Below are 19481 nucleotides of genomic sequence, written 5' to 3'. Positions count from 1 at the left end.
AGACTATCTCTGACTACCCTACACTGGGGAGGCGATGAACGCTGAAAACAGCCCGAGCCCTCCACCGGCCGGACGCGACTACAGCCTCGGGCCACTGCTGCGGCTCGCCGGGCAGCGCGCGTCCGCGGCGTTCTCCGAGGGATTGGTCCCGCTCGGCATCGAGGGCCGCCACTTCGGCGTGCTGCTCAACCTGGTCCGCCACGGGCCGGTCAACCAGCGCAAGATCGGCGCGCTCACCGGGAGCGACAAATCGTCGATCGTACGGACGGTCGACGATCTCGAGGCCCGGGGCCTCGCAGTACGCCGGCCCGCCGCAGGTGACCGGCGCGCCTACGCGGTGGAGATCACCGACGCGGGCCGGGAGCTGTTCGCCCACGCGGAGGCGGTCGCCATGCGCGTCAACGGCGAGCTGCTGGCTCACCTGACCGCGGAAGAGCAGGACCACCTCCGGCACCTGCTGCGCAGGTTCGTCTCCCCATGAGGACCTCAGCCCCCTCGCCCGCCCTGCCGCGCGCGATGCCGGGGCGGATGCCCCAGGCGTTCTCCGTCAGCACGTCACCGTGGCCGCTGTGGGCAGAACACCATCGGTGAAATAGCGGTTGATGTGGGCGCGGGCGCAGGCGTTGACACCGTAGAGGGTGTGGCCGGGACCCTCGTGGCGGACGGTGACACTGCCCGGCACCTGCGCGAGCACCCGCTGGACGGCGTCCGACTCGCCCCACGCGCCCGCGCCGAGCATCGGCGGCAGCCCCTTCGGCAGCGGGGTGGGCGGGTTGCTGACCGGGACCGGCCAGCCGACGCAGCCGAGACTCCCGGTCGCCAGGGTGTTGGCGGCTCCGGCGTCGGGGGCGACCTTGCGCAGCCGGGCGACCAGCGGCTCCAGTTCGGCGCGGCCGGAGGGACGGGGCCAGTCGAGGCATTCGGTGACGCCGGTCGACTGGTCGGGATAGCGAAGGCCGCGCTCGGGGACGAAACCGGAGGCGTCACCGGCGGCGGCCGCGCGGATGTCGCGCGCCAGCTTCGGCCACGCCTCGGCGCCCTGCTTGGCGGAACCGATCGCGAAGGCCTGGAGGTCGCTGCCGTCGTACGCGATGCCGGACTTCTTGGCCGGTATCGGCGCGCGGCCGGCCCTGGCGATCAACGTGCGCCACTTCCCCGGCACGTCGCGGCACTTGCCCGCGGCCGCGCACCAGTCGAAGAACCGGTCGATGGCCTGCTGATTGCTCCTGGCCATCTCCTCCTGCTCGCCGGCCCAGTCGCCGGTGCTGTGGTGCCACGTGCCGTCGAGCACCATCGTGCGCACCTGGCCGGGGAACAGCCGGGCGTAGTCCTGCCCGTAGAACCCGGCGTAGGAGGCGCCGTAGAAGTTGAGCTTGGCGCCGCCGAGCGCCTTCCTGATCGCCTCCATGTCCCTGGCGTTGTCCGCCGAGCTCATGGCGGCGAAGAGCTCGGGGTCCTTGGCGCGGCAGGCCTCGGCGTAACCGCGGTTGGCGTCGGCGAGCCGCCCGAATTCGGCGTCGTCCCCGGGGAGCTTCGGCAGCGGGAGCCGGGTCCAGGTGCACGGCAGACCGGTGCCGAGGCCGCCGAACTGCTCGCCGTATCCCCGGGTGTCCCACGTGACGATGTCCATGCGCTCGCGGAGCCCGGACCACCAGTCGAGGGACTGGGTGAGGGCGATCCCCGGCGCGCCCGGCCCGCCGTACGCCACCACCACAGCGCCCTCGGAGCGGCCGGTGGCCTTGAGCCGGCCCAGTTTCAGCGTGATCGTGCGGCCGTCGGACTTCCGCCAGTCGACCGGAACCTCGAGGTCGGCGCATTCCATCCCGACCTTGTCGCCGGGGCAGGGCTTCCATTCGAGCGGATCGGCGGCCTGCGGCGCGTGCGCGCCCGAACCCAGCAAGGTCAGCGCTACGGCGATTGATTTCAGCATGCCGATCACGATCGCCGAAGCGGCGCTCCGGCCGCGTCGGACCGGGGGCTGGTTCGGCGATCGGCGGATCAGACCGGGGGATGTCATCCCGCCGCGGCACGACGGCGCGCCCGTCAGCCGCCGGTTCACGGCCGGAGTGACAGCGGCCGGAGTGACAGGGGTCCGATCTCACCCCGGTCGCTCCTGTCACTCCTCGGAGCTGTGCCGTTCCGCGAGCAGCTCGGCCGGGGCGTCGACGGCGGCGAGGAACGCGGACGCCGCGGGTGTGAGGCTGAACCGGCTCCACGCAAGGTGCTCGACGCGGGCCGGCGCGTCGGACACCTGGACGGTGATCACGCCGGTGAGCTGCGGCGTGTAGGCGGACGGCAGCATGGCGATGCCGAGCCCCTGCCGGACGAGCTGGGCCATGAAATCCGCGGCGGTCACTTCGAAGGCGACCTCGCGGCCGAGGCCCGCGGCCGCGAAGGCCTGGTCGGACTGGATCCGCCCCGCCGTACCGGCCGGGAAGTCCACGAACACCTCGGACGAGAGCCGGTGGAGATCGACATGCGGCTCCCCCGCCAGCGGATGCCCCGGTGCGACCACGGCGACGAGCCAGTCATGGGCGAGCTCGCGGGAGCGGACGCCCTGCGGGCGGGCCGTTGCCGGCAGGCCCAGGAAGGCCACGTCGACGGTCCCGTCCTTGATCTGTTCGACGAGGTCCTCGCTGGCGCCCACGCGCAGGCCGACGCGCACGTTCGGGTATTTCCGGCGAAAGCCGTCCAGCGTGGCCGGGACGTCGATCGCGGCGACGGTGGGGATCACCCCCACGGTGAGCCGTCCGCGTACCTCCCCGGCAGCGGCGGCGACCTCGGCCACGGCGCGCTCCGCGGCGTCCAGGCATTGGCGGGCGGCGGGGAGGAACGCCTCACCGGCCGGCGTCAGCCGCACCATGCGGCTGGTGCGGTCGAAGAGCCGCGCGCCGAGTTCACGTTCCAGCCGGGCGATCTGGTGGCTGAGTGCGGACTGGACGACCAGGCACCGCTCGGCGGCGCGGGTGAAGCTGTTCGTCTCGGCCACCGCGAGGACGTAGCGGATCTGCTGGAGCTCCATGGATCTATCGTGGATCACGATAGATGAAGTGACAAACATGTGTTGGACTCATTGATGCCGCAAGGCCCAGACTCAGTGACGTGAGAAACACGGCGACACACACCATCTCGACGGGAACCACCACAGGTCGCTCGTACGGGAACCTGGCCGGTACGGCGGCGACGGCGCTCGCGCCCGTGGTCTGGGGCACGACCTACATCATCACCACCGAGTTCCTCCCCCCGGGGCATCCGCTGTTCGCCGGGCTGCTGCGGTCGCTCCCCGCGGGCCTGATCGCGCTCGCGTTCACCCGGACGCTGCCGCGCGGGGCGTGGTGGTGGAAGGCCGCGGCGCTCGGTGTGCTGAACATCGGCCTGTTCTTCCCGTTCCTGTTCACGGCCGCGGAGCGTCTGCCGGGCGGCGTCGCCGCCACGCTGGGGGCGGCTCAGCCGATCATCGTCGCCGCCCTGGCCGTGATGGTCCTCCACGAGCGCCCGTCCCCGCGCCGCTTCGTCTGGGGTGCGGTCGGCGTCGCGGGCGTCGGCCTGGTGGTGATCGGCCCTGCCGCGGCCTTCGACGCGGTCGGGATCGGGGCCGGACTCGCCGGCGCGGTCGTGATGGCGTTGGGCGTGACGCTCACCAAGCGCTGGGGACGCCCCGCCGGTGTCAGCCCCACGGCGTTCGCCGGATGGCAGCTCACCGCCGGCGGCCTGTTCCTGGTGCCCGTCACGTTCCTCGTCGAAGGGCCGCCGCCCGCGATCGACGGCACCGCCGCGATCGGCTACCTCTGGCTCGGGCTGGTCGGCGGCCTGCTCGCCTACGTCCTGTGGTTCCGCGGCGTGACCGCGCTGCCCGTCACGTCGGTCGCGGTCCTCGGCCTGATCTCCCCGATGGTCGCCGCGCTTCTCGGCGCCCTCCTGCTCGGCCAGACGCTCGGCCCGATCCAGCTTCTCGGGTTCGCGCTGGCGCTGGCCTCGATCGTCGCGGGACAGCTTCCCCCGCGCACGTCCACGCGCCGCCGCCTCGGCGTCCGCGCGGCGTCCGAGCAGCGCACCGCCGCATGACACCGTGAAAATGACACGGTGAAAATGACACCGTGAAAACGTCGACGCCGTCCCCGCTGCTTCACCGCCTTCCCCCACCGAGACGAGATCATCGGCCGGGGCGGGGCGGAGTAGCGACCGGGACGGCGTTCCGGCTTTCTAGCTTCCTAGCTTTCGACGAGCCGCTCGTGCAGGCGCCGGGCCGCACGGACGAATCCGCTCGTCCCCTTGCGCGCGGCGATCTCGGAGATCACCGGGAGCGGGCCGCGCGCGTCCGCCCGGCGGGCGGCCTCGACGGCGAAGGTGAGCGCCTGGGTGTGGGCGGAGTGCGTGCGCTCGCCCGGCCCCGGCAGGTAGACGGGCAGCAGGCCGGTCATGATCTCCCAGACCTCCCGGTGCGCGCCCTTTCTCGCGCAGGCGTCCAGCGACTCCGTCACCCGGCTCAGCTTGACCGAGGCCCGCCGGAGGATGAGGCCGAGCTGCCTGCCGCACTCCGCCGCGGGCAGGCAGCCGGCGGCGACCGCGCGCAGCAGCAGCTCCTGGCCACGCTCAGGCGTGTGGTGCCAGAAGTGCTCCGCCAAAAGGCAGGCGATCAGCAGCGCCAGGCCCTCACCCACGGGTCCGTCTTGGTGGAACAGCTCGGTCACGCGCTCCTGCAAGTAGACGGGCCGCTCCTGCAGGGGGAGCAGGGAGGGCACGAGGTACATGGCCACCGCCTCCCGGTCGGAGGGCAGGACGAGCCGCCAGTACGCCATGGCGGCGCTGTCGTCCCGGCTCCAGCAGTGCGGGTCGGCCAGGAGCGCGTCGACCAGCTCCATCCCCGTCGGCTCCAGCCGGATGCGGGGACGCAGTCTGGGGCTCTGCTCTCCCGACTGCCGGTCGTGGGTGTAGTCGCCGCCGGCGTGGGACCAGTCGACGCGCATCGCGGGCTCGGGCCGTTCCTTCAGCCAGCGGGCCAGCGTGACGCCCGCCTCCGAGGTCAGCCTCCCGGCGCGCTCCATCACGTCGGGATCCGCCTCCCTCGGCAGGCGGAGCAGCGCCTGCTGCAGGTCGGCGGGCAGCGCCCGCACACCCGCCCGCTCGTAGCCCTCCAGGCGGGCGACCAGCGCGGCGGGGTCGATGTGCCCCGAGGTGAGGGTCGGGGTGGCCAGCAGGTATGGCGGGAGCTCCCCGGCCTTCAGGGCCGCGCGGATCTCGGCGCAGCGCAGGAGCACGGCCCGCTGCGGCAGGGCGAGGGTCTCCGGGCCGGGCAACCGGTCTCGCGACATGCCCGGCTCGGGGTCGGGTGGCTCCGCGCCGGGGTCGGCGGCTTCGCACAGCAGCGCATGGGTCCACTGCTCCGGCCGGGACCAGTGCCGCCGGCGGTACAGCTCCTCCCGGACCTGCGGTTCGCGCTTGCCGCGCGGCGCCTTCCTCGCCGCCGGATTGCGCACGAAGGCGTCGAGCCAGCGCTCGAACGCGACGCCAACGTCGAGATACCTGTGGATGCCGGCCAGGTCGTCGAGGGTGGGTGAGAGAGGCTTGCGGGTGGGCGCCGGGAACGACGGAAGCGGAACGGCCTGGAAGTCGTCGGCCTCCACCGGCGCGGAGTCCATTTCGCCGTACGCCTCGGCCAGCCGCGCCACCAGGTCCGCGGGCAGCACGGTCGCCGCCTCGCGAACGGCCTCGGCGCCGACCGGCGAGAAGCGCCCGGCGTACTTGGCGGCCAGCCGTACCGCCCGCTCCTGCGCCTCGTACGACTCGCACAGGAACGCGGACGCGAGCGCGGGCGCCAGATGGTCGAGGTCGTCGCCGGCGTCACGGGCCGCCTGGTCGAGCAGGGTCAGCCCGGCGCGTACCAGCTTGCCCTCGGCGCGGAACAACAGCGCCTCCACCGCCTCGTTGACCTCGTCGCCACTGAGGCCGCCGGCTCGGCGCAGTTGCTTCAGGGCCAGCTCGGCCACCGGCCCCGGTGCGGCGGGCAGCAACCGCAGGTAGTCACGGGAACGCTCCTGGCTGGGAGCGGGGTCGAGCAGGTCGTGCAACCGGACGAAGAAGCGCAGGTCGGCGGCGTTGCCGCCGAGCAGGAACCGCCGGACGCAGCCGTCGACCAGCAGGTCGCGGCCGACCCGGCCCGCGTCGGCCAGGTCACGGAGCGCGAGCAGCCAGGAGCGCCGGTCCCGGTCCCATTCGGGGGCTTCGAGCCGCTCGTCGCGCAGCGCCCGGCCCACGCCCTCGGCCTCGAAGACGCGGTGGACCAGGTGCTCGGCCAGCGGGTCGCCCTCCAGGTCGGGCGGGGTGGACACCCAGGCGACCACGAGCGGATCGTGGTCGGGTGGGACCGCTCCGGTGCGGCGCAGCAGTTCCAGCGCCAGCTCCGCGCTGTCGTCCCTCGCCTGTGCCCGGGTGCCGCGCAGCCGCAGGGCCAGCCGTACGGCGAGGTCGGCCTGCCACTCCGCCGGGCGGGCCGTGATGACCTGGAGCAGCGGGCCCAGCTCGGTCTCCGCCCCCCAGCGGGCGAAGTCCCGCCGGTACAGCCAGGTCGCGACGGCCGCCGCGCCGCCGAGCGTGCCCGCGCCGGCGACCCGCATCGGCTCGATCCAGCGGTCGCGCTCGCTCCAGTCCACCGTGAACGCGCGGCGGCTGTGGCGCCCACTCATCCACCAGTTCCGGTGCGCCTCGTCGCCGGAGACGCCCCGGGCCGTCTCGGCGCGGACGAACTCCTTCATGGCCAGCTCCTCGGCCTGGGACACCTTGGCCTGGCGGCGCTCGTGTCGCTCATGGGCCTCCTGCCTGGCGGCGCCGATGTGGCCGGGCAGCTCGCGGGCCACCTCGCGTCGTCCCGCGTCGTCGAGGCCGAGCACCTCGGCCGCCGTCCGCACGGCGTCGCCGTCGGCGATGACCTTGCGCACCCTCTCCCAGGCGTTCATGCGGTCTCCGCCTGTGCCGTGAAGAGGCGCGGGTGGCAACCCGGAAGCACGCTCCCGCGATACGGGGACGGCCCGAGGAGGGCACCGGCGGAAGATATGGGGGAACAGACGTCGGAACACGCCTGCGTCGCAGTCGTCATGCCGCAGAGGCTAGAGATCACCTCCGACAAAACCACAGCGCGGCGACGGCCCCGGCAGCCTCGTCGCGCTTCAGAAAGGCGGAATGCCATCCGCCGGGTCAGATGGCGGGCCGGCCGGCGGCCTCAGAGCCGGGAGCCCGAGGCGATCCCGGCCCTCCACCGGTGGACGGCACGGCTGGAGCGCAGGTGGACGAGGGTGAGATCGGGATGCCGGGCCACGCGCTCGACGGTCTCGCGTCTCCTGCGTTCGTACTGGGACCAGGACCAGCGGATGGGATGTCCGGGGTCCAGCCAGTCGCTGAAGCCCTCGCGGTTGCCGTTCCACAGCTCGCGCCGTGTGACGGCCCGGACGATCGAGCGCCACACGACGCGCCGCGTCACCGTGAGACGGGGCAGGTCAAGCCAGACGACCGTGTCGGCCCGCTGCCACAGCAGGTCCCCCAGGTCGTTGTGGTACTGGTCCTCGGTCACCCAGCGCGGCCCCGCCGAGAACGACTCCACGTCGGACCGGAACTCCGGCCGCTTGCGCCAGCCCGGTCCGTGGTGCAGGGCGTCGAGCTCGTACCGGGGCAACCCCAGCGTCGCGGACAGCGCCGCGGCCAACGTCGTCTTCCCCGATCCGGAAATGCCGGAGATCAACACCCTGTCCATGGCACCTAATCTGGCCTGTCGCACCGCCGCCGGTCCAATCGCCGCCACCCGATCCACCCTGGGACCGGGTGTGGCACGGCGCTCGCCGTCCGCCCGGCTACTCGGCGGACAGTGCCCCCGCGACCTTGGCGGCGAGGGTGACGTTGCCGCGGTAGACGTCCACGTTGACCTCCAGGCTCCGCCCGCCCGTGTCCCGCTGGATGAAGTCGAGCAGGAACGGCGTCGCGGCGTTGCCGCCGATCCCCTGCCGGTCGGCCTCCGCCCAGGCGCGTCGCAGCACGTCGTCGAGCACTTCCGGCGGCAGCTGCCGCGACTCGTCGACGGGGTTGGCGAGCAGGACCGTCTGCCGCAGCCCCAGCTCGTCCCGCGCGGAGATGATCTTTGCGGCCTCCTCGGGAGAGTTCACCGAATAGTGCAGCTCGTATCCGGAGTCCGAGACGTAGAAGCCGGGGTAGCGGCGGGTCCCGTACCCGATGACAGGGATGTTCAGCGTCTCGAACCGCTCCAGGGTCGCCCCGATGTCGAGGATCGACTTCACGCCCGCGCTGACGATCGTGATGGGGGTCACGGCCAGCGTGGTCAGGTCCGCCGACTCGTCGAACGTCTCGGACGCCCCGCGGTGGACGCCGCCGAGCCCGCCGGTCGCGAAGACCCGAACGCCGACCCGGTTCGCCAGGTACGCGGTCGCCGCGACGGTCGTGCCGCCGTGCCGTCCGAGCCCGGCGACCACCGGCAGGTCGCGCAGGCTCACCTTGTCGATGTCGTCGGTCTCCGACAGCGTCGCGATCTGTTCGGCGGTCAGCCCGACCGTGGGGACGCCCTCGTAGACGCCGATCGTCGCGGGGACCGCGCCCTCGGCCCGGATCCGGTCCTCCGCCTCCAGGGCGACCGCCAGGTTCCGGGGCCGCGGCAGGCCGTGGGTGAAGATCGTGGATTCGAGGGCGACGACGGGCGCGCCGGCCTCCAGCGCGCGGGTGACGTCGTCGGAGACGTGGATCGCAAGACGTGACATACGTTCAGACCTTCTTCGGAGCAGACCTTCGTCGAGCCGCCCACGGAGCGTCACGTGAGCACGGGCTTCCCAGGCTAGAGAGGCGTGCACTCAAGAACCAGAATGAAAAGCGCAGTCTGCGATAGCTTCACGCTATGAAGTTCACCCTCCGGCAGGTCGAGGTCTTCCTCGCCGTCGCCGACTGCCTCCATTTCGGCCGCGCCGCGGACAGGCTGCACATCTCGCAGCCGACGGTGAGCCAGGAGGTCGCCCGCCTGGAACGGGCCGTCGGCCTCGCCCTCCTCGACCGCAGCCGCCGTACGGTCACGCTGACCCCGGCGGGCAGGGTCATGGCGTCCGAGGGCCGCCTGCTCCTCGACCAGGCGGGCTCCCTCATCGGGAAGGTCCTGCTCCACGAGGACTCGAGGATGAACACCGCCCGCCTCGTCGCGTCGCCGAGCGTGGTGAACCGGCTGCTTCCCGCCGTCATCAGCCAGGCGGAGACCGAGCTTCCCACCCTGAAGATCGACGACATGTCCGTCGAGACCGGCGCGGTCTCCTCGACGCTCGCCGCCGAGGTGGCCGATATCGGCCTGGGACGCTTCCTCGACGACCTGCCCGGCTTCCGCACGGAGACGATCGCCGACGAACCGGTCTACGTCGCGATCAGCCGCGGGCATCCGGCCGCCGGGCGGCCCGCCGTGGCCCTGCGCGACCTCCAGGACGTGCCGCTGCTCCTGTGGCCGAGGGAGCAGCATCCGAGGTACTACGACTTCATCCTGGCGATGTGCGCCGATCGGGGGCTCGAGCCGCACGTGCTCATGAGCCCGCCCCGGATCGTCGGCTCCCGCCTCTACCTGCTGTCGCAGGGGCGGGCGTTCTCGCTCGTGCCGGGCTCGACGACCGGACACCTGTCCGGGGACGTCGTCGCCGTTCCCCTTCAGGAGCGGGCGAGGCTTCCCCTGGAGATGCAGTGGCGGTCGGACGACCGGCGACCGCAGCTCCTCGCGCTGCGCGCTCTCATCCGCGCGAAGGGGGCGGAGCTGGCGGACCGTACACGCGTCGGCGAGACGGCGCCGACGGCTCCCTGACCACGGGTCCCGGACCTGGGCTCGGCGACAAAACTTGAGTAGGATTCAAAATCCATCGGCCCGCTGTCCGGTCTCCTCGTGAGGGCCGCGCCGCTCCCCCTGTCCGATCCGGAGGAAGACGTGAGACTGACGCCCACAGAGCGGGACCGGCTGCTGCTGTTCACCGCGGCCGAGCTGGCCCGTTCCCGGCGGGCCAGGGGTGTGCGGCTCAACGTGCCCGAGGCGACCGCGCTCATCGCGGACACCGTGTGCGAGGCGGCCCGCGCGGGCGCGCGGCTGGCCGACGCGATCGAGGCGGGCCGCGGTGTCCTCGGCCCGGACGACGTGCTGCCCGGCGTGCCCGACATCGTGACCGAGATCCAGGTCGAGGCCGTCTTCGACGACGGCACCCGGCTCGCCGTCGTCACCGACCCGTTCGGCGGCGGCTCGCTCGGCTCCGACGCCCCAGGCGCGGTCCTGGCCGCCGAACCCCCGGCCGACGACGACGAGGAGCCGGCGGAGACCGTCGAGATCGAGGTCGTCAACACCGCCACCGTCCCGATCAGCGTGACCTCGCACTTCCACTTCTTCGAGGTCAACCCGCTGCTGCGGTTCGACCGCGCCGCCGCCTACGGCCGCCGGCTGGCCGTCCCCGCGGGCTCCACGATCCGGTTCGACCCCGGCGCCCGCCGTACGGTGCCGCTGGTCCCCATCGGCGGCGCGCGGGTGGCGATCGGCTTCGCGGGCCTGGTGGACGGCCCGCTGGACGCGTCCGGCGCGTTCGAGACCGCGATGGAGCGGGCGCGGGCCTGCGGATATCTGGGGGCATGATGAGCCTGTACGGCTACCGCAAGGGCGACCGGGTGCGGCTGGGCGACTCGGGACTGGTCGTCGAGGTCGAGCATGACTCGCAGAAGCGGGGCGAGGAGTTCCTGGCCGGGTTCGGCAAGACCGCCAGGGACGGGCTGCATCTGAAGGCCGCGTCCGTACGCGACACGTGCGACCTGGTGATCAGCAACGTGCTGATCCTGGACCCGGTCCTGGGCGTGCGCAGCGCCTCGATCGGCGTGCGCGAGGGGCGGATCCACGCGATCGGCCGCGCCGGCAACCCCGACACGCTCGACGGCGTGGACGTGGTGGTGGGCACCGGCACCGCGATCGTGTCCGGCGAGGGCCTGATCGCGACGGCCGGCGCGATCGACACCCACGTGCACCTGCTCTCACCGCGGATCATGGAGGCGTCGCTGGCCTCCGGCGTGACGACGATCATCGGCCAGGAGTTCGGCCCGGTGTGGGGCGTCGGGGTGAACTCGCCCTGGGCGCTGCGGCACGCGTTCAACGCCTTCGACGCCTGGCCGGTCAACATCGGCTTCCTGGCCCGCGGCTCGTCCTCCCACCCCGCGCCCCTGGTCGAGGCCCTGGTCGAGGGCGGCGCGTCCGGCTTCAAGGTGCACGAGGACATGGGCGCGCACACCCGTGCCCTGGACACCGCCCTGACCGTCGCCGAGGAGTACGACGTCCAGGTGGCGCTGCACACCGACGGGCTGAACGAGTGCCTGTCCGTGGAGGACACCCTGGCCGTGCTCTCCGGGAGGACGATCCACGCGTTCCACATCGAGGGCTGCGGCGGCGGGCACGTGCCCAACGTGCTCAAGCTGGCCGGGGTGCCGAACGTGATCGGCTCCTCCACCAACCCGACGCTGCCGTTCGGCCGCGACGCCGTCGCCGAGCACCACGGGATGATCGTCTCGGTGCACGATCTCAAGCTCGACCTGCCCGGCGACGCCGCGCTCGCCCGGGACCGGATCAGGGCGGGAACCATGGGCGCCGAAGACGTCCTGCACGACCTGGGCGTCATCGGCATCACCTCCTCCGACGCGCAGGGCATGGGCCGGGCCGGGGAGACCGTCCGGCGCACGTTCGCCATGGCCGGCAAGATGAAGGCCGAGCGCGGCGCCCCCGACCGGCACGACAACGAGCGCGTGCTGCGCTACCTGGCCAAGCTGACGGTCAACCCCGCCATCGCGCACGGCCTGTCCCACGAGGTCGGCACGCTCGAGGTCGGCAAGCTCGCCGACATCGTGCTCTGGCGCCCGGCCTACTTCGGGGCCAAGCCGCAACTCGTCCTGAAGGCGGGCTTCCCCGCGTACGGCGTGACCGGCGACCCGAACGCCTCCACCGACGTCTGCGAGCCGCTGGTGCTCGGGCCGCAGTTCGGCGCGCACGGCGCGACCGCCGCCGACCTGTCGGTCGCCTTCGTCGCGCAGGCCGCCGTGTCCGGCGACCGCATGCCCACCCGCAGGCGCCGGGTCGGCGTGCGCGGCACCCGCGGCATCGGCCCCGCCTCGATGGTGCGCAACGCCCGTCTCGGCCGCGTGGACGTCGATCCGCACGGCCGCGTCTCGCTGGACGGCGAGCCGGTCGAGTCCGGCCCGGCCGACTCCGTTTCTCTCAACCGCCTCTATTTCCTCTGAGGAGCGATCTCCGTGTTCATGCCGCCGGAGTGGCACCCGCACAGCCGTACCTGGATGTCGTGGCCCGTCGGCTACGCCCTGGACCGGGCGGAGGCGTCGTACCGGGCGTGGTCGGCGGTCGCCAACGCGATCGTGCGCCACGAGCCCGTCACGATGCTGGTCGACCCGTCGGAGCGGGCGTCCGCGGCCGCCTGGCTCGACCCGCGGGTCGAGGTGGCCGAGCAGCCGCTCGACGACTGCTGGATGCGCGACAACGGCCCCACCTTCGTGGTCGACGGCGGGCGGCTCACGGGGATCGACTGGACCTTCAACGGCTGGGGCTGGGCCCCGCACGAGAAGGACGACCTGGTCGCCGCGTCCGTCCTTGACCGGGTGGGCGTGCCGCGGCGCCGCACCGCGATGGTCGGTGAGGGCGGCGGCATCCACGTGGACGGCGAGGGCACGGTCATCGTCACCGAGACCGTCCAGCTCGACCCCCGCCGCAACCCCGGCTGGACGAAGGCGGACGCCGAGGCCGAGCTGCGCGCCCTGCTGGGCGTGGAGAAGGTGATCTGGCTCCCCCGCGGCCTGACCGCCGACTACGGCGGCTACGGCACGAACGGCCACGTGGACCTGCTGGCCTCGTTCGTACGGCCCGGCCTGGTGCTCTGCCACGTGCAGCCCGACCCGGCGCACCCCGACCACGAGGTCACCCGGGAGAACCTCGCGATCCTGCGCGCCGCCACGGACGCCAAGGGCCGCCCCCTCGAGGTGATCGAGCTGCCCGCCCCCACCGTCCTGGAGGCGGACGGCAAGCCGGTCGACTACTCGTACATCAACCACTACCTCGCCAACGGCCTGGCCCTGCTCTGCTCCTTCGACGACCCGAGGGACGCCGATACCGCCGACCTTTTCGCGAAGCTCTTCCCCGGCCGCACGATCGCGTCGGTCGACGCCCGCGACATCTTCGCGCTCGGCGGCGGCATCCACTGCATCACCCAGCAGCAGCCCGCGATCTGACCCCCGCGCCCCGGCCGGTTTCCCCCACCTCGAACCCGGCCGAAAATTCGTACGGACGCGGGTCAGCGTGTGGGTTCGGCGAGGTGGGCGAACTCGGGGTGGTGCCAGGGGAGCCGGACCGGCTCGGCCGGGATCTCGCCGGCGTAGAGGCGCTCCAGCACGCCGGCCAGCCCCCAGGGAACGACGTTCTCCGTCGTGGCCCGGATATCCGCGAACGTCCACCATCGGTGCCCGGTGATGTACGTGCGCTCGTGGCGTTCGAGACCCGCCGGGTCCAGGTCGAAGACGGGCGTCCGGAGGAAGAAGAACGACTCCACGGAGAACCGGATCCGGCCGTCCCAGTCCCCCCTCCAGTGGCCGGAGGTGGTGGCGACGACGGGGCCCAGGTCCTCCGGCGCGACCCGGCGGCCGGTCTCCTCGCGCAGCTCACGCGCCGCCGCCACGTTGAGCGGCTCCCGCTTGGCGACGCCGCCGCCGGGGGTGAACCAGGTGGCGTCCACGCTGCTGAAGAGCAGGAGCCGGTCGTCGTCGTCCGCGAGAAGAACCCGCGCGGTCGGGCGCTGGATGAAACGGGGCATGATCAGAGCCTAAACGGATCTCTCTCGCGGGTGGCGCGGCTCACCCCGCCCCTGCCTGCCGGGCGATGTTCCGTGATACCAACCTGTGGGACACCGGACAGCGTGAGGGAGAGCATGGACGCGGACGCCAGGGCACAAGACGCCATATATCAGGACAGCATGCCGGAGGATTCGGGGACGGCAGACGGCGTACGGCAGTTCGCCGACAGGGTCCGGGGCTGCCTGTTGGGCGGAGCGATCGGCGACGCGCTCGGCGCGCCCGTGGAGTTCGACTCGATCGCCACGATCCGCCGCGTCCACGGCGCGGCCGGGGTGACCGATCTCGTGCACGATTGGCGTGCCGCGTTGGGCCTGATCACCGACGACACCCAGATGACGCTCTTCACCGTGGAAGGGCTCATCCGCGCCCACCTGCGCGCCCGCGGCCGGGGCGTCGGCGGTGCGGAGGTGGGCCCAGAGGTGGGCGCGGAGGTATGCCCGGAGGTGGCCGTCGTCCGCAACGCCTACCTGCGCTGGCTCGACACGCAGAACCACCGGCTGCCGCCGCCGCCCGACGGCCTCGTCCGCACCGGCCGGCTTCGTGAGGAGGCGTGGCTGTATTCGCGGCGCGCTCCCGGAAACGCCTGCCTGTCCGGGCTGCGTTCGGAGCTCGGCCCGCTCGCGGCTCCCGGGATGCCGGGGCCGGTCAACCCCGGGTCCAAGGGGTGCGGCACGGTCATGCGGTCCGCGCCGTTCGGGCTGGCCGCCGCCGACGCGGGCCGCGCCTTCCGGCTGGCCGCCGAGTGCGCCCAGATCACCCACGGGCACCCCACCGGCTATCTGGCCGCCGGGGCCTGCGCGGCGCTCGTCTTCTTCCTCGTACGGGACGTGCCGCTGGAGCGGGCCGTCGACAGCACCCTCGACCTGCTCGGTGCGCACCCCGGGCATGGGGAGACCACCGCCGCGCTCCGGGCCGCGGTCGCCCTGGCGGCGAAGGGGGATCCGTCGCCCGAGGCGGTCGAGTCACTCGGCGGTGCGTGGATCGCGGAGGAGGCCCTGGCGATCGCCGTCTACTGCGCCCTGGTCGGCGGGGAGGACATGGAGCGGGCGCTGCCGCTGGCCGTCAACCACTCCGGCGACAGTGACTCCACCGGCGCGATCTGCGGCAACCTCCTGGGTGCGCGGTACGGCGAGGCCGTGCTCCCCCGGCGCTGGCTGGCCCGGCTCGAAGGCCGTGACTCCATCTCGCGGCTCGCCGGCGACTTCGTCACCGCGTTCACCGGCGGCGACCTCCCCGCCGACGCCTATCCCGGCTGCTGATCGGCGGCCGACGCCTTCGTGAACTCGCCGGCGCGGCCCCGGAGGTGCCGGGCGGCACCGCGGCGGGTTCCTGTGCGGCCGGGGCGCACGTGCGAATGGTGGGGTGGGCCTCACCGTGTTTCGGGATGCCTCGGCCATGTCACCGGGCCAGTCGTGATCTCTACGGTGAGCGCATGACAATCCGCACGAAACGGCCGGTCAGCCCGGCATCGGCCCGCTCCGCGAATCGGGTGAAGACCGTACCGGTCGCCCTGTCGGCCCTGTCCGCGCTCCTGGGCCTGCCCGCGCTGCCGGCGGCGGCTCAGGCCGCCCCGTCCCTCGCCTGGAGGGCCTGCCCGTCCGGCCAGGGCCCGGCGGAGATGGAATGCGCGGCGATCGAGGTGCCGGTGGACTGGTCCGCGCCGGGCAAGGCCACGATCACGCTGGACCTCGCCCGGCTGCCCGCCACCGAGCCGTCGCTCCGCCTCGGCAGCGTGCTCGTCGTGCCCGACGGCGGTCCGGGGATCCAGGGCGTCCTCTCCCCTGCCCCGGAGTCGTTCACCACGTTGCGCCGGCGCTTCGACGTCGTCGGCTACAACCCGCGCACCAGCGCGGCCGGACGCTATCTGCCGCCTTCCTGCGGGGTTCCCGGGCTGCCGCTCAACGACCCGCGTGACCGCGCCGCGTACGAGGCCCAGGCGGCCGGCCTGGAACGCCTGGTCGAGCGGTGCCGCCGGGACGACACGACCGGGCTGGCCGACCACCTGGACTCGGTCTCGGTGGCCAGGGACATGGAGGCGATCCGAACCGCCCTCGGTCAGGACCGGCTCACCATGCTGGCCTTCTCCTACGGCGGGGTTCCGGCCGCCGCCTACGCGCGGCTTTACCCCGGGCACGTCCGAGCGGTGGTCTTCGACAGCACGCCGGACCCGACGGTGGGTTGGCGCGGCATGGAACGCGCGCAACTTCGCGCGACCGAGGCGGCGTTCAAGCGCTTCACCACCTGGTGCGCCGGTGACGACGCGTGCGCCCTGCGCGGGCGGAACGTGCGCACGCTCTGGCGCGCGCTGGTCAAGAGCACCGGCCGCAGGCCCGTCACGTACGCCTCCGCCCGGCTGGGCGAGATCAGACTGACCGATGTGCACCTCAAGGCGCTGGCCCGGGTGGTCCTCCCCGTTCCGGAGAAGGCACCCGAGTTCGCCGACGCGCTGTTCAAGGCGAGCAAGGGCGACTTCGCCTGGTTCGGCGAGCAGGTCCTGGGCATCTCCGCGAGCTGGAGCTCTCCGGGCGCGGCGGCGACCCGCTGTCCGGATGGCCTGGTCAGGCTGGGGTACGAGGCGCTGGTCAGCGACCGCCGTTACAGCGAGCGGATCTCCCGCGACTTCGGCGGCGGGGTCGGCACCGGGCTGGAGGCCCTGGCCTGCTCCGGCTGGCGGCACCGGCCGGTGAACCCACCACGCCCGCTGCCGGCCGGCCTGCCTCCCGCCCTGGGACTCGGCGGCGACCGCGACTTCCCGGTCACCGATCTCCTGGTGAGCAGGATCCCCCGCTCGGTCACCGTCCGCTATGACGGCCCCGTCCACGTCGTCTACCTGCGCGCGAAGGACCCGTGCGTGACCGGGTACGCCGACCGGTATCTGACGGAGCTGACGTTGCCCCGCGCCGGCACCCTCTGCTCGCCCCGGTAGTGACGACACGATGCCCACGCGGACCACGCGGCCCACGCGCCGCTCCTGCTCGGGCCGCGTCTCAGGGAAAGGTGGGGTTTACCTCACCTTTTTCTGGGATATCCGAGTCATGTCGTCGAGCCGTGCCGATCTCTAGGGTTGGCGCATGACCACTCCCTGGGACCGGATTCGCGGCCACTGGTCGTCACCGACCTGGCTCCGCACCGTCCACGTGACGGCGGGCGTCCCGATCGCGCTCATCTCGATGGCATCGATCTTGGTGCTGGTCGCGCTGTCGGTCGTCGTGGCATGGACGGTCGTCGTCCCCCTGGTCGCGCTGCTGATCCTCACCCGGATCGTGCCGCTGCTCACCTGGCTGCAGCGCTGCCGGTTCGCCGCCTTCCTCGGCCAGGACATCCCCCCGCTGCCGCGTCTCCCCCGGGACGGGAGCCCGCTCAGACGGCTTCTCCTTCAAGCGCGATCGGGCGGCCTGTGGCGGCAGATCGCCTATCACCTGGCGGTCGGCCCCCTGATCGGCGCGGCGGGCTTCCTGGGCGGGGCCGTGGCGTGGTCGGCCTGCCTGGTCGCGGCCATCATCACCGTGCAACTCCTGCTGGCCGGAGGCGGCTGGACCACCGCCCCGCCCGCGGCGGGCGCGCTGGCGCTGTTCGTGGTGGTGCCGTGGCTGCTTCGCGGGATCACCGCGCTCGACACGCTCGCGGCACGGGCGTTGCTCGGTCCCAGCGTGAAAGACGAGCTGGCCAGGCGGGTGGAGACGCTGCGGGAGAGCCGGGCCGAGGTGGTCGAGGCCGCCGACGCGGAACGCCGCCGGATCGAACGCGACCTGCACGACGGCACGCAGCAGCGGCTCGTGTCGCTCGCCCTCAACCTCGGCATGGCCCGCACCGCCTTCACCGACCTGCCCGAGCCCGCCCGCCACGTGATCGTGCGCTCGCACGAGGAGGCCAAGCAGGCGTTGAAGGAACTGCGCGACGTCGTGCAGGGGTTGCACCCGGCCGTGCTCAACGATCAGGGCCTGGACGCGGCGCTGTCCGGCGTCGCCGCGCGCGCCCCCTTCCCGGTGCGGCTCAGCGTCGACGTGCAGGAACGGACCTCTCCCGTGGTCGAGGCGGTGGCGTTCTTCGTCGTCTCCGAAGCGCTGACCAACGTCGCCAAGCACGCACGAGCCTCCGAGGCCGAGGTGACCGTGCGCCGCGACGGCGACGTGCTCCGCCTCGTCGTACGCGACGACGGCCAAGGGGGCGCCGATTCCGCCAAGGGGTCGGGTCTGCGCGGCCTGGCGCAGCGTGCGGGCTCGGTGGACGGGACCCTGCGCGTCGACAGCCCGAGCGGTGGCCCGACAACGATAGAGGTGGAACTGCCGTGCGCGTAGTGCTCGCCGAGGACTCCGTCCTCCTCAGGGAAGGCCTCGTGTGGGTCCTCGGATCCGCCGGCTTCGAGGTCGTGGCCGCGGTGTCCGACGCCGAGGGGCTGCTGCGGGCGGTGGACGATCAGGAACCCGATCTCGTCGTCACGGACGTGCGGATGCCGCCGTCGCACACCGACGAGGGCCTGCGCGCGGCGCTGCTGCTGCGCCACCGGCGGCCGAAGCTGCCCATCCTCGTGCTCTCGCAGTACGTCGAGGAACGCTACGCGACCCGGCTGCTGTCCACGGCGACGACCGGCATCGGATATCTGCTCAAGGACCGGGTGGCCGACGTGGCCGAGTTCCTCGACTCACTGCGCCGGGTCGCCGCGGGCGGCACCGCGCTGGACCCCGAGGTGGTCGCCCAGCTGCTGCTGCGCCGGCACAGCGATCCGCTGGACCTGCTGACCCGCAGGGAGTCCGAGGTGCTCGCGCTGATCGCGGAGGGACGGTCCAACGCCGGCATCGCCGAGGCCCTGGTGGTCTCCGAAAGCGCGGTCGGCAAGCACATCAACAACATCTTCGCCAAGCTCGGGCTCTCCGGCGCCGAGAAGGATCACCGCCGGGTGCTGGCCGTACTGCGATTCCTGAAGATTTGAGAGGCGACATGATGCGACGAGCGGTGCGGACCAGGTGGATCGTCGCCGGCGCGGCGCTGACCGTGTCCGCGGTGGTGGCGATGACGTTGGCGGCGTGGTCGGAGATCCGCGTTCCCCACAGCTACGACTTCTCCTTCCCCGGCTCCTACCAGTCGTCGGTCCTCGATCAGAGGGGGACCGAGACGAGGACCGTGACGTACGCCGTCACCACGCCCCAGATCATCGTGGACGTGCGGGGCAGGGTCGACGTGCGGGTCGCTCCGGGCGTCCCCGGACGCCTCTCCGTCAAGCGGGAGACGACCTGGCACGGCGGGTCACCCTCGATGCGCGAGACCTGGGAGTCGGGGAAGACGCTTCGGGTCGAGGTGGCCTGCCCCCGAGACCTGGGGCGGGAGGATCCCGGCTGCCGCACCGTCTACACCTTGAGCGCGCCCCCCGGCGTCGCCGTGCTGGTGACGACGCCCGGCGGGACCATGCGGTGCCCGCCGGCCGCGGCCGAGGTGACCTGCGGCCCACACCACGAGACCCAGGTCACCGAAAGCCCAGACAACGCTTAGCGCAGACGTTCCTCAACCCCTTGATCCGGCACAGCGAACGGCGGCCCCCGGAACATCTCCCGGAGACCGCCGTTCGTCCTGCTCCTACGTGAAACCCT

Annotated in this window: 17 protein-coding genes; 11 read left to right on the top strand and 6 right to left on the bottom strand. The window is 72.7% G+C overall.

The annotated features are described in order from the left end of the window. Positions 1–34: 34 nt before the first annotated feature. Positions 35–481 carry a MarR family winged helix-turn-helix transcriptional regulator gene (locus tag AWQ71_RS02925; RefSeq protein ID WP_067126264.1) on the top strand — a complete coding sequence of 149 codons (447 nt, stop codon included), beginning with the start codon at positions 35–37 and terminating at the stop codon, positions 479–481. Positions 482–547: 66 nt separating this feature from the next. On the opposite strand, the gene AWQ71_RS02920 is transcribed toward AWQ71_RS02925, so the two are convergent. Both AWQ71_RS02920 and AWQ71_RS02915 read right to left on the bottom strand, forming a co-directional pair. Further along, positions 548–1930: an alpha/beta fold hydrolase gene (locus AWQ71_RS02920; RefSeq protein WP_169806505.1), complete on the bottom strand. Its 1383-nt coding sequence runs from the start codon at positions 1928–1930 to the stop codon at positions 548–550. A gap of 186 nt (positions 1931–2116) precedes the next feature. Beyond that, entirely contained in the window at positions 2117–3022 is a 906-nt protein-coding gene (locus AWQ71_RS02915) for a LysR family transcriptional regulator (RefSeq protein ID WP_067126256.1), read from the bottom strand. Positions 3023–3102: 80 nt separating this feature from the next. Here AWQ71_RS02915 and AWQ71_RS02910 point away from each other — a divergent pair, with 80 nt between their 5' ends. Then, complete coding sequence (locus AWQ71_RS02910; RefSeq protein ID WP_245658081.1) at positions 3103–4065, top strand: EamA family transporter; 963 nt, start codon at positions 3103–3105, stop codon at positions 4063–4065. A 146-nt stretch (positions 4066–4211) separates the two neighbouring features. Here the strand turns inward: AWQ71_RS02910 and AWQ71_RS02905 are convergent, their stop codons facing one another. From AWQ71_RS02905 to AWQ71_RS02895, 3 genes are all read right to left on the bottom strand, one after another. Continuing rightward, the gene (locus AWQ71_RS02905) at positions 4212–6953 is read right to left on the bottom strand and encodes a DUF7824 domain-containing protein (protein ID WP_067126253.1); all 2742 of its coding nucleotides are present in this window, start codon (positions 6951–6953) and stop codon (positions 4212–4214) included. A 263-nt stretch (positions 6954–7216) separates the two neighbouring features. Then, positions 7217–7744 carry a P-loop NTPase family protein gene (locus AWQ71_RS02900; RefSeq protein WP_067126250.1) on the bottom strand — a complete coding sequence of 176 codons (528 nt, stop codon included), beginning with the start codon at positions 7742–7744 and terminating at the stop codon, positions 7217–7219. A 97-nt stretch (positions 7745–7841) separates the two neighbouring features. Then, positions 7842–8756 carry a pseudouridine-5'-phosphate glycosidase gene (locus tag AWQ71_RS02895; RefSeq protein WP_067126247.1) on the bottom strand — a complete coding sequence of 305 codons (915 nt, stop codon included), beginning with the start codon at positions 8754–8756 and terminating at the stop codon, positions 7842–7844. Between the two features lie 134 nt (positions 8757–8890). Between AWQ71_RS02895 and AWQ71_RS02890 the strand changes: the two genes are divergently transcribed. From AWQ71_RS02890 to AWQ71_RS02875, 4 genes are all read left to right on the top strand, one after another. Then, entirely contained in the window at positions 8891–9826 is a 936-nt protein-coding gene (locus AWQ71_RS02890) for a LysR family transcriptional regulator (RefSeq protein ID WP_067126244.1), read from the top strand. 120 nt (positions 9827–9946) lie between these two features. Continuing rightward, on the top strand, positions 9947–10636 hold the full coding sequence (ureA, locus tag AWQ71_RS02885) for an urease subunit gamma (protein WP_067127476.1): 690 nt from the start codon (positions 9947–9949) through the stop codon (positions 10634–10636). Then, positions 10633–12279, top strand: coding sequence for an urease subunit alpha (locus AWQ71_RS02880; RefSeq protein WP_157570154.1), 1647 nt, complete (start codon positions 10633–10635; stop codon positions 12277–12279). Before ureA ends, AWQ71_RS02880 begins: the two co-directional genes overlap by 4 nt. 18 nt (positions 12280–12297) lie before the next feature. Next, complete coding sequence (locus AWQ71_RS02875) at positions 12298–13278, top strand: agmatine deiminase family protein (protein WP_067127473.1); 981 nt, start codon at positions 12298–12300, stop codon at positions 13276–13278. Positions 13279–13340: 62 nt separating this feature from the next. Here AWQ71_RS02875 and AWQ71_RS02870 read toward each other — a convergent pair whose 3' ends face one another. Further along, a complete protein-coding gene (locus AWQ71_RS02870) occupies positions 13341–13856 on the bottom strand; it encodes an NUDIX domain-containing protein (RefSeq protein WP_067126238.1) in 516 nt (171 codons plus the stop codon). Between the two features lie 159 nt (positions 13857–14015). Here AWQ71_RS02870 and AWQ71_RS02865 point away from each other — a divergent pair, with 159 nt between their 5' ends. The 5 genes from AWQ71_RS02865 (at position 14016) to AWQ71_RS02845 (ending at position 19383) form a co-directional block, all read left to right on the top strand. Further along, positions 14016–15155 (top strand): ADP-ribosylglycohydrolase family protein, encoded by a 1140-nt coding sequence (locus AWQ71_RS02865; protein WP_084258416.1) that lies wholly within the window; start codon positions 14016–14018, stop codon positions 15153–15155. 173 nt (positions 15156–15328) lie between these two features. Then, positions 15329–16822, top strand: coding sequence for an alpha/beta fold hydrolase (locus AWQ71_RS02860; RefSeq protein ID WP_157570153.1), 1494 nt, complete (start codon positions 15329–15331; stop codon positions 16820–16822). 145 nt (positions 16823–16967) lie between these two features. Next, on the top strand, positions 16968–18194 hold the full coding sequence (locus AWQ71_RS02855) for a sensor histidine kinase (RefSeq protein ID WP_067126229.1): 1227 nt from the start codon (positions 16968–16970) through the stop codon (positions 18192–18194). Next, a complete protein-coding gene (locus AWQ71_RS02850) occupies positions 18185–18826 on the top strand; it encodes a response regulator (protein WP_067126226.1) in 642 nt (213 codons plus the stop codon). Before AWQ71_RS02855 ends, AWQ71_RS02850 begins: the two co-directional genes overlap by 10 nt. A gap of 8 nt (positions 18827–18834) precedes the next feature. Then, the gene (locus AWQ71_RS02845; RefSeq protein WP_157570152.1) at positions 18835–19383 is read left to right on the top strand and encodes a hypothetical protein; all 549 of its coding nucleotides are present in this window, start codon (positions 18835–18837) and stop codon (positions 19381–19383) included. Positions 19384–19481: the final 98 nt, after the last annotated feature.

The organism is Microtetraspora malaysiensis, from assembly GCF_001528665.1.
Classification (GTDB): Bacteria; Actinomycetota; Actinomycetes; order Streptosporangiales; family Streptosporangiaceae; genus Microtetraspora_A; species Microtetraspora_A malaysiensis.
The sequence above is the reverse complement of the archived record's forward strand: the minus strand, read 5'-3'. Positions and strand labels throughout refer to the sequence as shown.